The 13,066-nt window shown below is 60.8% G+C and carries 9 protein-coding genes and 1 rRNA gene; 2 read left to right on the top strand and 8 right to left on the bottom strand.

Features of this window, described 5'->3' with window-relative positions; all coding sequences use genetic code 11:
* A 16S ribosomal RNA gene (locus tag BM235_RS21750) occupies window positions 1-198 on the bottom strand; the annotation flags it as partial.
* A gap of 379 nt (window positions 199-577) precedes the next feature.
* Between BM235_RS21750 and BM235_RS21745 the strand changes: the two genes are divergently transcribed.
* Window positions 578-997 (top strand): DUF4395 domain-containing protein, encoded by a 420-nt coding sequence (locus tag BM235_RS21745; protein WP_090116332.1) that lies wholly within the window; start codon window positions 578-580, stop codon window positions 995-997.
* 71 nt (window positions 998-1,068) lie between these two features.
* Here the strand turns inward: BM235_RS21745 and ligA are convergent, their stop codons facing one another.
* Entirely contained in the window at window positions 1,069-3,105 is a 2,037-nt protein-coding gene (gene ligA / locus BM235_RS21740; RefSeq protein ID WP_090116331.1) for an NAD-dependent DNA ligase LigA, read from the bottom strand.
* 119 nt (window positions 3,106-3,224) lie between these two features.
* Here ligA and BM235_RS21735 point away from each other — a divergent pair, with 119 nt between their 5' ends.
* Window positions 3,225-3,620, top strand: a complete 396-nt coding sequence (locus tag BM235_RS21735; RefSeq protein ID WP_090116330.1) for a hypothetical protein — start codon at window positions 3,225-3,227, stop codon at window positions 3,618-3,620.
* Window positions 3,621-3,686: 66 nt separating this feature from the next.
* Here BM235_RS21735 and pcrA read toward each other — a convergent pair whose 3' ends face one another.
* From pcrA to BM235_RS21705, 6 genes are all read right to left on the bottom strand, one after another.
* A complete protein-coding gene (gene pcrA, locus BM235_RS21730; RefSeq protein WP_090116329.1) occupies window positions 3,687-6,161 on the bottom strand; it encodes a DNA helicase PcrA in 2,475 nt (824 codons plus the stop codon).
* A gap of 63 nt (window positions 6,162-6,224) precedes the next feature.
* Window positions 6,225-6,947 (bottom strand): heptaprenylglyceryl phosphate synthase, encoded by a 723-nt coding sequence (locus BM235_RS21725; protein ID WP_255374510.1) that lies wholly within the window; start codon window positions 6,945-6,947, stop codon window positions 6,225-6,227.
* A 275-nt stretch (window positions 6,948-7,222) separates the two neighbouring features.
* Window positions 7,223-7,900: a helix-turn-helix domain-containing protein gene (locus BM235_RS21720; RefSeq protein WP_090116328.1), complete on the bottom strand. Its 678-nt coding sequence runs from the start codon at window positions 7,898-7,900 to the stop codon at window positions 7,223-7,225.
* A gap of 82 nt (window positions 7,901-7,982) precedes the next feature.
* Window positions 7,983-8,855 (bottom strand): UTP--glucose-1-phosphate uridylyltransferase GalU, encoded by an 873-nt coding sequence (gene galU / locus BM235_RS21715; protein WP_090116327.1) that lies wholly within the window; start codon window positions 8,853-8,855, stop codon window positions 7,983-7,985.
* Between the two features lie 20 nt (window positions 8,856-8,875).
* Window positions 8,876-10,225 carry a UDP-glucose dehydrogenase family protein gene (locus tag BM235_RS21710; protein WP_090116326.1) on the bottom strand — a complete coding sequence of 450 codons (1,350 nt, stop codon included), beginning with the start codon at window positions 10,223-10,225 and terminating at the stop codon, window positions 8,876-8,878.
* 232 nt (window positions 10,226-10,457) lie between these two features.
* The gene (locus BM235_RS21705) at window positions 10,458-12,977 is read right to left on the bottom strand and encodes a U32 family peptidase (protein ID WP_090116325.1); all 2,520 of its coding nucleotides are present in this window, start codon (window positions 12,975-12,977) and stop codon (window positions 10,458-10,460) included.
* Window positions 12,978-13,066: the final 89 nt, after the last annotated feature.

Genomic DNA, 13,066 nt, shown 5'->3' with positions numbered 1-13,066 from the left:
ATGCGACTAAGTTGCCTATCCGGTCTTAGCATTCGTTTCCGAATGTTATCCCGGTCTTCAGGGCAGGTTGCCTACGTGTTACTCACCCGTCCGCCGCTAACTCAGTTTGTAGCAAGCTACAAACTAAATCCGCTCGACTTGCATGTATTAGGCACGCCGCCAGCGTTCGTCCTGAGCCAGGATCAAACTCTCCATAAAGGGTAGTTCGACTTGCTCATTTTATTGCTGGTATAACTTTTGCTTCCGCCTCGAAAGGCTTCAGCGTCCGTTTGTTTTAACGCTCGATGTTCAGTTTTCAAGGAGCAATCTCGTTACTGTTCGCCGGCCTTCGCTCTCGCAAGTTCTCCGAGCCGACAGCAGTTAACTTTATCAGGTTCGTTCGGGCTTGTCAACTTCTTTTTTCCGAAGCCGTTCTGCTCAAGCTCGCTTTGGCCTGTCCCCTCGAAGGGGCGAGTACTAATATACCAAGCTGACGAGAGAAATGCAACTGTCAATACTTGTATTTCGAGCGGCACATTGACTTCTCAATGCCGATGGATTAACTTGGAATTGATATGGAATAGAAGGAGGCTCTCTCATGAAGGAAGTCCCCATGCCCTATATAAAGTCCAACCAGACCGGCATCGTCCTGTTCGTCGTATTGTCTTTCTTCTTCGCCCCATTGTGGCTGCTAGCCTTTTTATGGTTAATCGAAGTCGCCGGACTCGCGACGGGAGGCAAGTACAACCTATTTATAAGACTTGCGAAGCCGTGGCTGACGACGGCGGGCAAAGAAACCCAAGCGCAGGAGCTGGCCCGCTTCAACAATACGCTCGCGGTCATCTTCCTGAGCTTGGCCGTCCTCAGCTTCTCGCTCGGCTGGACCGTCGCCGGATATGCGTTCGCCGCTATGCTGCTCGTTGCCGCTGGCGCCGCCTTGCTGGGCTATTGCGTCGGCTGCACGATTTACTTTCAGTACAAGCAATTTCTCGCGAGAAGGCGTATCAGGCATTCGTAACCGCCTAAACCGCCAAGGCCGACACCCTCCGAATCGTTCGGAAGGCGTCGGCCTTTTATGTTGTCAAACGATTATTCGCCTGCGGATTCCATGCCGAGCAGCTTCAAAAGCTCACGTTCGTCCTCAAGCACCGGTACGCCGAGATCGCGCGCCTTGGCCAACTTGCTGCCGGCGCTCTCGCCCGCGATCACGAGGTCGGTTTTCTTGGAGACGCTGCCGGATACCTTGGCGCCGAGCGCCTCTAGACGCCTGGACGCGTCGTCGCGCGTGAGCAGGCTGAGCGTGCCGGTGAGGACGACCGTCTTGCCGAATAGCGGATGGCTCGCATCCGCCGCCTGCGCCGCCGGGCGGTCGGCCTCGGCCTTGACGCCCGCGGCGCGCATGCGGGCGATGCTCTGCTGCATGAGCGGGTCGCGGAAGAAGCCCGCGATGCTCTCGGCCACGATGCCTCCGATATCGGGCAGCGTGACAAGCTCCTCGGCCTCGGCCGCCATTAGCCGGTCGAGGTCGCCGTAGTGGTCGGCGAGCGTGCGCGCTGTCGCCTTGCCCGTGTTCGGGATGCCGAGCGCGTTCAAGAAAGCCGCCAGTTCCCGGGATTTGGACTTTTCGACGGAGGCCAGCAGGTTGTTCGCTTTCTTTTCCCCGAAGCGCTCCAGCTTGACCAGATCGTCGAACTGCAGCTCGTACAGATCGGCAGGATCCCGAACGTCGAGGGCTCCGAGAAGCTGCCCGGCAGTCTTGCCACTGAAGGTCTCGATATCCATGCAGTCGCGCGAAGCGAAGTGCGTAATGCGTCCCACGATCTGCGGGCTGCAGCCGAGCCGATTCGGGCAGAATAAATGCGCCCCGCGCAGCTCCAGCGTCGTGCCGCACGCAGGACAAACCTCCGGCACGGCGATCTCGCGTCCCGGCTCCTCGTCCGCCTTGCCGAGAATCTCGGGGATGACATCGTTGGACCGGCGGATAAACACGCGCGTCCCGAGCGCATGGGTCAGGTTCTTCCGCGCGATATCGCCGATATTGTTCAGCGTGCAGTTCTGCACCGTCACGCCGGCCAGCTCGACGGCTTCGACGCGCGCTAGCGGCGTTACTTTGCCCGTGCGGCCGACCTCCCAGGAGACGGACTCCAGCACGGTCGTCGTTTCCTCCGCCTCGAACTTGAACGCCACCGCCCATCGCGGGAACTTGTCCGTATAGCCAAGCGCTTCGCGCGTACGCAGATCCGTCACCTTAACGACCGCTCCGTCGATCAGGTAGTCGAGCTCGTGCCGGAACACGACGATCGCGTTCAGCTCCTCGGCGACTTCTTCGATATTATCGTAATAGCGTTCGAAGTTATTGACCGGCAGGCCGTTGTCCCTAAGGAAGGCCAATATCTCGCGATGGTTCGCGAACGAGATGCCGGCGGCGTCCGAGAAGCCGACATTATAAAAGAATGCATCCAGCTTGCGCGAGGCGGTGACCGCCGGATTCAGGTTGCGGAGGGCGCCGGCGGCGCCGTTGCGGGCGTTCTTGAGCGGCTCCGCCGCGGTACGGTTGTACGCTTCGAGCACGGACAGCCGCATGATGCCTTCGCCCTGGATCTCGATCGGACCGCCCTTATAAGGAATCGACAGCGGAATCGAGCGAATCGTTTTCACCTGCGCCAAAATGCCCTCGCCGACGGCGCCGTTGCCGCGGGTGGCCGCCTGGACGAGCTCGCCGTTCGCGTAGGTCAGGTTGAGCGTCAGGCCGTCGAACTTTTGCTCGATGACGTATTCGGGCGCAGGCAAAGGCGTGTCGGGATTACGCGCGTTGTAGTCCGACACCAGCTTATTCACGCGCTGCGCCCACGAATTGAGATCGTCGAAGTTCTGCGCCTTGTCCAGGCTCCACAGCCGCGCCATGTGGCGATGGGGCTCGAAGCCCTTCAAAATCTCTCCGCCCACGCGGTGAGTCGGCGAATCGGGGAGCGCGGTCCCGGTCTCTTTTTCCAAGGCAACCAGCTCGTCGTATAGCAGATCGTACTCCCGATCGCTTATGGAAGGATTGTCTTCGGTATAGTAACGCCGGACATGGACATTCAGTTCGTCAACCAGCTGTCTCATCCGCTGCAGCGGCTCCGTCATGGCTATTCGGCCTCTTTCGCGACCCCGGCTAGCCGGGTTGATGGTGGTGCGGATTTGATTCAAGCGCCCCGAATATCGTGTAAAAAGGTACAACCGAGGCAAAACGGGAGGGTTCAAACATGGATAATCAAACGGATAAATATTACGATAGCCAGGAGAGGCATTCTTCCGCTCGCGAGACGTATTACGTCTCGGTATCTGCCGGAACGATAACGAAGGAAGAAAACCATACGACCGATCAACTGAGCGTGTATGCGACGGACAGGGAGATCGACCAACTGATGGCTCTGTTCGCCAAGCGGTCTCAGACGGACGACCTGACGTCTCTTCGCGGCATCATCCCGTACAAGTCGGCGGATCACGACCCGGCCACGGACAAGTACAACGAGCAGATGCTCGACATCTACCGCACGATCTTCAGGATCGGCACGGAGGAGACGCGAAGGCATCTCATCCATATGGACATTCTCAACGTTTTGAAAGATCCCGATACCCATCTGCCGGGCTATCACTAAGTTTTATGTATGGGAAGGCCGCTGCTCCGTTGAGGCGCGGCGGCTTTTTGTTGTTCGCTGCCCAAATCAGATCTTGGTAACGGGCGCGAATGCCGCGAGCAGGCGCTTGAGACCTACAGGCGCGGGGAAAGCGATGTTAAGCTCCGTGTCGCTGCCGCTCCCTTTCACCGCGACGACCGTGCCTACGCCCCACTTGGCATGCTGCACCTTGTCGCCGGCCGCGACGGAGAGGCCTTGGCCGCCGCCTGCCGCCGGCTGCGGGGCCGCGGCCGGACGGGCGCCTACGCCGTAGCTCGCCGGCGGCTGCCCGGTCGGTCTCCCTCCGGGAGCGCCTCCGACCTGCGGACGGCTCCCGAAACCGCCGCCCGCGGCTCCGCCGAAGCCGCCAGCCTGCGGCCGCGCGCCAAAGCCCGATTGCGCGCCGCCACCGCCGTAGCCTCCGCCGCCAAAGCTTCCGCCGGCGCCGGCCCCCCGCCCGCCGCCGAGCCGAGAACCGAACCCGCCGAACGAGCCGCCCATGCGCCCGCCCTGCATTTCCACCGCTTCCTTCAGATTATCCGGAATCTCTCCCAAAAACCGCGACGGCGCATTGGCCGCCGTGCGCCCGTAGAGCAGGCGGCTCTGCGCGCAAGTGAGGTACAACTTCTTCTCCGCCCGCGTGATGCCGACGTATGCGAGCCGCCGCTCCTCTTCCATCTCGTCGTTGTCCATAAACGCCCGGCTGCCGGGGAAGATACCCTCTTCCATGCCGACGATGAACACGACCGGGAACTCCAGTCCTTTGGCGCTGTGCATCGTCATGAGCACGACGGCATCGCCCTTTTCCTTGTCGTCCTCGTCGTCTCCCATCGAATCGATGTCCGCAATCAGCGCCAGATCGGTCAGGAAGGCGACGAGCGACTTGTCCTCGTTGCGATTCTCGAATTCCTGGGTAACGGACAGAAACTCCTCGATATTTTCCAAGCGCGCCTGCGACTCGATCGTATTCTCCCGCTGAAGCTCCATGCGGTAGCCGGACAGCTCCAGCATTTTTTCCGTCAATTCGGTTACGGACAAATATTCGACCATGGCGGTCAAATTCGTGATCAACGCGCTGAACTCGGAGAGAGCCGCCTTGGCTCGCGCTTGGATATCCAAATGATACAGGCCGTCGCCAAGCAAGCCTTCGCCCTGGCTGATCAGCTTGTAAATCGAAATGCCTTGGCGCTGCGCCTCCTCCTGCACCTTCCCCATCGTCGTATCGCCCAGCGCGCGCTTCGGCACGTTGATGATCCGGTTGAGGCTGATGTCGTCGTCCGGATTGGAGATGAGCCGCAGGTAAGCCAGGATGTCCTTGATTTCCTTGCGGTCGTAGAACTTCGTGCCGCCCACGATCTGATACGGAATCTCGGATTTGATCAGAATTTCTTCCATCACCCGGGACATGGCGTTCGTGCGGTAAAGAATGGCGTGATGGTCGTAGCGACGGCCGTTCTGCCGGTTTTTGCGGATCTCGCCCGCGACGAAGTATCCTTCCCCGTGCTCCGAATCGCCTTGGTAAACGGTGATCTTGTCCCCGCCGGCGCTGTCGGTCCACAGGTTCTTGGCCTTGCGGCCCATGTTGTTCTTGATGACTTGGTTGGCCGCTTCCAAAATGTTGGAGGTCGAGCGATAATTCTGCTCCAGCAGAATCGTGCGCGCTTCGGGATAGTCGGCTTCGAAGTTGAGAATGTTCGTAATGTCCGCGCCCCGCCAGCGATAGATCGACTGGTCGCTGTCGCCGACGACGCAGATGTTGTGGTGCTTGGCGGCGAGCATTTTGCAGATCATATACTGCGCTTTGTTCGTATCCTGGTACTCGTCCACGTGAATGTAACGGAACTTGTTCTGGTAGAACTCGAGCACTTCGGGCACTTCGCGGAACAATTGGATCGTGAGCAAAATGAGATCGTCGAAGTCGAGCGAATTGTTCGCCTTCAGGCGTCGTTGGTATTGCGTGTACACCTTGGCCGCGATCGTCTGAAAATAATCGCCCGCGCGCGCCTCGTATTGCTCCGGCGACAGCAGCTCGTTTTTCGCGCCGCTGATCATCGCCTGCACCGCTTTGGGCTCGAACTTCTTGGTGTCGACGTTCTGCTCCTTCATGACGCCCCGGATGACGGACAACTGGTCCGCCGAATCCAAGATGCTGAAGTTGGAGCCGAAGCCGATCCGCTCGATATCCCGCCGCAAAATGCGCACGCTCATCGAGTGGAACGTGCTCACCCACACGTCGCGCCCGCTTGCGCCGATGAGCTTGGAGACGCGGTCCTGCATCTCGCGCGCCGCCTTGTTGGTAAAGGTGATCGCGAGAATGCTCCAAGGCGCCGCGATTCGCTTGGCGATCAGGTAGGCGATGCGATGCGTGAGCACGCGCGTCTTGCCGCTGCCCGCGCCGGCCATGATGAGCAGCGGTCCGTCGGTGGCGATGGCCGCCTCTCGTTGCTTGGGATTCAGCCGGTTCACGGCCTCGTCGATATTGAACGTCGTCTGGGACGACGGTTGCGCCGGTTCAAAAAACATGATGATAACGCTCCTTTGCTTGTAGCTTATGGGAGGCGTCTATTCGCCTCGCCGAGCAGGCCGTCAGGCCGTGCCTCCCGCGCCGATCGCGCGCTTCGCGGCATCGACCGTCGCAAGCGCCGCTTGCAGATCGCTGTAGATGACATTTCCGACGACTATCGTATGTGCCGACTCTGCGGCCGCCCTGGCCTGCTCGGGGGTGGCGATGCCTCCGCCGTAGAACAGCCGCGACTGCGTCAGTTGGTCCCGAACTTTGCGGACCAGACCCATATCCCCGAACGCGCCGCTGTACTCCAGGTACAGCACGGGAACGCGCCAGAGCCGGTCGGCCAGTTGACTGTACGCCAGCACCTCGTCTGTCGTAAGCTCCGTCCGCGCCTCGGTCACTTTCGCCGCAGTGCACTCGCCGTTCAGGATCAGGTAAGCCTGTGCTGCCGTGACTTCCCAAGGCATGAACGCGCCGTACTCGGCCAGCGCCTCGACCTGCCTGCCGACCAACCATTCCGTGCGCTTCGCGTTGAGCACCATCGGCACGAAGTAGCCGTCGAAGCCCGGCACCGCGCTGTCGGCGCCGGTCAGCTCCAGTGCGCAAGGCACCTCGAAGCGGCGGATCCTGGCCATGAGCTCCACCGTGTTGTCGAAAGTAATGCCGCTGGAACCGCCAACCAAGATTCCATCCGTGCCGGACAAGCAGACTCGCTCCAGCGCCTCGTCGGAAATCGCGCGGTCCGGGTCCAGCTTGAATACGTGCCGCCACGCGGCATACATATCCGAAAATGCGATCATGCGTTCCTCCACGGCGTTTACCCCTAGTCTACAGGAAATCGGGGCAAGGGGGAAGGCGAACGGCGGGGATTTCGCGATCCAATTTACCCCGAATTTAAGCCGTATGGCCGGATGCGCAGCTGCTTTGAACGGACAACTTCGGCTAACTGCTTATGCGACGCCGCTTTCCCGCGGCCGATAACCGATTTCTTCGGCTATCTCCCCACTAACAGCCGCATTCCCACGGCCGATAACCGATTTCTTCGGCTAACTCCCCGCTCACTTGGCACTCCTCATCATCCCATTAACCACTTTCGCCCCCGTTGGCCTAATCTATAGGCATACTGTCTTTTATCGCTTCCGCCAACCGTTTCGATCCATGAGTCTGATAGCATTTTTCTGATCATCTTGCGCGCCGTGTCCGAATTCACCATTAAGCGCTGTCTAACGTCTCTCTGTGTGAAAATATCGCCGTTCGCGCCTATTCGAAGAAGCTCGCGCTCGGCGGGCTTGAGTACTTCCGGATCGTCGCGCAATCTTCCGTACTTCCCCAAAAACTCGTACAACATCCGGCGGCACATCTCCGGCTTCTTGTCCATTTCGTCCCGGCTGAACGGGATGTACTTGTATCCCATCATCACGAACGATCGCATCCTTAGGCGTTCGAAGGAGAAACGGTCGCGCGTCATCAGCTCGACATGGGCGACGAATCCGTCGCATTCGAATATCAGACCGAGCGGCTCGTAGTAGATGTCGGCGTAGAGCTTGACCCCATTCGTGCCAACGATCTCGTATTCCAAATGAAAGCCTTCTAGTGAGCCGAATACCGGCAGTAAAATATCGGTCAGCAGCTTGATCGTGCCGTTCAGGTCGCGGTTCAGCATCTCGAGCCGCTGTCCGGCAGCGAACTTTCTTTGCTCTTCGATAAAAGCTTGGACGATCTCCGTAGCGGTGCCATTCTTATCTTTGGCCATAAGACGTTCCCTCCCAAAGGTCGAAAATGAAAACAAAAAGCCGCCATTCCCGAAGGAATAGCGGCGTGTGCTTCACGCATTTTTAACGAAGCTTGCTCTCCAAATAAGCCTTGAACGCAGCGCCAAGATCCGGACGCTGAAGCGCGAAGTCGACGATCGTCTTGAGGTACCCCAGCTTTTCGCCGGTGTCATAGCGATCGCCTTCGAAGGCGTAGGCGTACACCGATTCCTTTTGCAGCAGGCGGAAGATGGCGTCCGTCAGCTGGATCTCGCCGCCCGCGCCGGTGTCCTGCGTCTCGAGGAGACCGAAGATGGCCGGCGTTAGTATGTACCGGCCCATGATCGCGATATTGGAAGGCGCGCGATCCGCCGCGGGCTTTTCCACGACGCCGCGGACCGGGACGATATCTTGGGTCAGATCGGCCCCCTCAACCGGATCGACGACGCCGTAGCGGGAGATCTCGTCGTCGGGTACGCGTTTGACGGCCAGCACGCTGCTCTGCACCTGGTCGTAAACGTCCATCATCTGCTTCAGGCACGGCGTCTCGGATCGGACGATATCGTCCCCGAGCAGGACGGCGAACGGCTCGTCGCCGATGAAGTTGCGCGCGCACCAGATCGCATGGCCGAGACCCTTGGCTTCTTTTTGCCTAATATAGTGAATATCGATGAGATCGGAAGCGTGCTGCACCTCGGAGAGCAGGTCGAGCTTGCCCTTCTGGCGCAGGTTCTCTTCAAGCTCGTAATAGCTGTCAAAATGGTCCTCGATGGCCCGCTTGCCCTTGCCGGTCACGATGATAATATCCTCGATGCCGGAAGCGACAGCTTCTTCGACGATATATTGAATGCCGGGCTTGTCGATAATCGGCAGCATCTCTTTGGGCATCGCCTTCGTCGCGGGGAGAAAGCGAGTTCCGAGCCCCGCTGCGGGGATAATGGCCTTGCGGACTTTCATGAGACAGGCATCCTCTCTATTTATGCGTGCCGCCCTTGATACGCCGGTATTCCTGGCGGCGCGGCCGGCAGACGCCCGACTCCGATGCATACGACGCCTTGCGCGTTCAGCGCGTGCGCATCCAAACAGTTGCGTCCATCTAATATTATAGGCCTGCTCATCCAGCTTTTGTAGTCATTTGCCGATATTTTGCGAATTTCCGGCCATTCTGTCACGACGATCGCGGCGTCGGCGCCGCGCAGCGCCTCTTCGGCGGAGCCGTATAGCCCGACCCCCGCTGGCAGCTGCCGCTTCATCGCGACGTCGACGGCCGGATCATAGGCAGCAAGTGCGATACCGGGGTATCGCTTCTTCAGCTCGGCGATCAGGCGCAGCGAGGGCGCTTCCCGCAGATCGGCCGTGCCGGGCTTGAAGGCCAGCCCGAGCAGCGTTACGCGCCGCCGCGACAAGCCGCTGAGCGCAGCTTCAAGCTTGCGCGCCATACGCTGCGGCAGAACGGCGTTCGCGCGGATGGCGGCGGAAGCGACCGTCTGCGGCGCGCCGGCCTCGCTCGCGAGCCGGACGAGCGCGCGCGCGTCCTTCGGGAGGCAGGAGCCTCCGAAGCCAAGGCCCGCGCCCAAAAAGTGCGGACCGATGCGCGGATCCAGCCCAAGGATATGGGCGATGTCCGGGTAGTCGGCGCCGGTCTGCTCCGAAAGCGCGGCCATCTCGTTGGCGTAGGAGATTTTGATCGCCAGCGCTGCATTGGACGCGAGCTTCGCAAGCTCCGCGCTACGCCGATCCGTGTGAACGACGGTCGTGGATAATCTCCTGTACAGGCGGTCCATGAATTCGGCCGCCTCGTGCGTTGCCGAACCGATGACAACGCGCGACGGCTCGAAGAATTCTCGCACCGCAAAGCCCTCCCGCAAAAACTCGGGCACGGACACGACGTCGACGCCGAACTCCGACGGCAGTCTCGCCCGAAGACGCGCCTCCAGCCGTTCGGCCGTACCGACGGGCACCGTGCTTTTCACGGCGATCAGCCTGCGCGCGCCGTCCGTCCGCAGCCCGAGCAGATCCGCAGCTTCCCACAGCTGGGCAAGCAGAATCTCCCCGTCGTCCGTCGCGGGCGTTCCGACCGCGAGGAATACGACCTCGGCTTCGTCGATCGCGGGCGACGCGCCGACGCCGAAAGCGAGCCGTCCCGCGTCTTGTCCCCGCTTTACCAGTTCGGCAAGTCCAGGCTCCCAGTAAGGCAGCCTGCCGCTCGAGATTCGCTCTATTTTATCGCCGTCCGAATCGCTGCAATATACCTGGTGTCCCAAATCAGCGAATCCGGCCGCCGTCGTCAATCCGACAATGCCCGCTCCTACAACCGCGATCTTCATAAACGTTCCCTCCTTGAATTCCGTTGCCGTCCGTTCATTGTATCAACGAGACCGCAAGCCTGAATGCGCTTCAGGTTAACGGAATGTAAAATCCATCCTGCGCTAACAGTTCCGGCGCCAAAAACCGACACGCACATAAACCTTCGTTCGACTGCGTTTCGCAGCAAAAAAAGCCACCCCATCCCGAAGGATAAAGCGGCTTCCCCTCATTTTGCAGACCGAGCCTGCCTGCTTACTTTACCAACTGCCCGCGCGTCACGCCGAGCTGGTTGATCGCCTTCAGCTTCTTCCATACTTCGGTGCCGCCGATACGGCCCTGCATGGCAGCGCGGTACAGCGACAGCACTTCGCGCACCTTAGCCGCGTCCTCCTCGAGGAATTCGACCCGGTAGGACGGCACGCCAAGCTCCTGGAACGTCGTCAGATACTCCGCGCCCGATTGCTCGATGGCATTGTACACCGTGTTGCGGCAGCCCTCGTCGACGCGAACGGGGTGAGAGAATCCGATCCGGTCGCGCAGCGAAGCGCGGGACTCCTCGCAAGGACGTCCGCAGTTCGTGAAGTTCGTCCCTTCGCTCATGAACGTGCAATACACGCAGTGCTCCGTGTGGAACATCGGCAGATGCTGGTGGATGACCAACTCGAGCCGCGACGTATCCGACAGGCGCAGCATGTCGACCATCTGCTGGACGTTCAGGTCGTACGAAGGCGTGACCCAATCGAGACCGGCCTCGCGGAACAGCTCGACCGTCTTGTGGTTCGCAACGTTCAGCGAGAAGTCCCCGATGAGCGTCGGGTGCTTGGCGTCCGGATTTTCCATCCGTTCCTTCAGGTAAAAATAGAGCGCCCCCGTGTTGCGCACGAGTACCGCATCCGGCGCGAGCTTCAGGATGTTGCGGTGGTAGCCGTTTTCGCCGGGCATGTGGATGCGAGGCGTCGCCAGGGCGATCGGCTTGCCCGCCGCGCGGCAGACCGCGATCGCGTCGGGGAACTGCTTGATGAACTCGAAATCCGCGTAAATCATCGCGGCATCCGTCTCTACGGCCGCCTGCACCTGTTCGAGCGTCCGGCACAGGACGGTCAGCCGGCCGCCGCCCGTCTCGAGCACGGACGGTGCCGGATGCGGCGCGTCCCCATAGGCGTCGACGTCCCGCTTGACGTAGACCGGCGGCCGGTCGCGCAGCGGCTCGAGCTGCAGCACCGCTTCGCGGCGGATGCGGTTCAGCTCGCTCTTGGGCACGATGACGTCGCCTTCGAGCGACACGGTCAGCTCGCCGAGATGATACAGCGAGCCGCCGAGGCGGCCGAGCTGCTCTTCAAGCACTTCCCGGCCGAGCGGCCGGTTCATCGCGCGCTCAAGCGGCATGTCGGACTGGACGACGACGGTCGTATTCTTCTGCGCGTCGGTCCAGATCGTGCGGAGCGGCTCGCCCTCGCGCCCGGATACGGTGACGGACACCGGGAACGTGCGATACGGCTTGTCCGTCTCGAACGTCGTCCGCAGGCGGCGGTCGAGCGCCGGATCGCTCGTCTTCCAGATGCGGTCGCCGACGTGAAGCTTGGTCAAGTCGACGTCATTGCGGCCCATGACGATCTCGATCTCGCCGCCCTGCGCGACCTCGCCCTCGATCTTGGCCTTGCCGCGGCGCAGATCGTAGACACGGCCGCCCTCTTCCTTCTTGGTCGGGTCGCCGGCATCGAAAACCAGACCGTCGCCGCGCTTGAGCGGCGCTTCGAGCAGGCAGACGACGCTGTCCCGGGTCAGCCGCTCCACGCGTCCAAGATACACGCCCCGGCTCTTCGGGAAGGTGCCTTCGACGAGCTGCTTGTTGTTCGTGCCGTCGAGGAAGCCGTGCGTAAAGCCGCGCGAGAAGCTCTGCTGCAGCTCGCGGACCTCCTCCGCCGAAGGCCTCGCGTCCTGGCCGGCGAAGTATTTGTCGATGGCGCTGCGGTACTTGCTCACGACGTTGGCCACGTACTCGGGGCTCTTCAGGCGACCCTCGATCTTAAACGACGTGACGCCCGCCTCGATCAGCTCCGGCATGATATCGATCGCCGCCAGATCCTTGGGCGACAGCAGGTAGGCGATGTTGCCCATCGGCTTGTGCTCGCCGTCGACCATCAGGTCGTAAGGCAGGCGGCAGGCCTGCGCGCACTCGCCGCGGTTCGCGGAGCGACCGCCCCACATCTCGCTCGTCAGGCATTGTCCCGAGTAGGACACGCACAATGCGCCGTGCACGAACACCTCCATCGGCAGCTTCGCCTGCTCGCCGATCTTGGCGATTTGCTTCAGGTTGTTCTCGCGCCCGAGCACGACTCGCTCCATGCCGAAGGGCTTGGTGAACTCGACCGCCTCCGGCGAGGTGATCGTCATCTGCGTCGAGCCGTGAATCGGAAAATCGGGCGAGATCTCGCGAATCAGCTTGACGAGTCCGAGATCCTGCACGATGACCGCGTCCACGCCGGCATTGATGCATGCTTCGACGAGCTCCTGCGCATTGCGAAGCTCATCCTCGAATACAAGGATGTTGAACGTCAGGAAGCCTTTGACGCCGTACCTGTGCAGGAACGCCATGATCTCCGGCAGCTCGTCCATCTTGAAGTTGTTCGCGCGCGCCCGCGCATTGAATTTTTCCACGCCGAAAAAGATCGCGTCGGCGCCGTTCGCGACGGCCGCCCGCATGCATTCCCAGTCCCCGGCGGGAGCCAACAGCTCTATATCTTCACGCCGCACCGCGGCTTGATCGCTCATGTATGCCTAACCTCCATGCCGCCTCGAGGCGGCGTTCTCTCTATCAGTATAGCAAAGCCCGCCGCCGGGACCAAAGGAAAATGGCGGCT

This window comes from Cohnella sp. OV330, assembly GCF_900112065.1.
Taxonomy (GTDB): domain Bacteria; phylum Bacillota; class Bacilli; order Paenibacillales; family Paenibacillaceae; genus Cohnella.
This window is presented reverse-complemented; position numbering and strand designations above follow the sequence as displayed.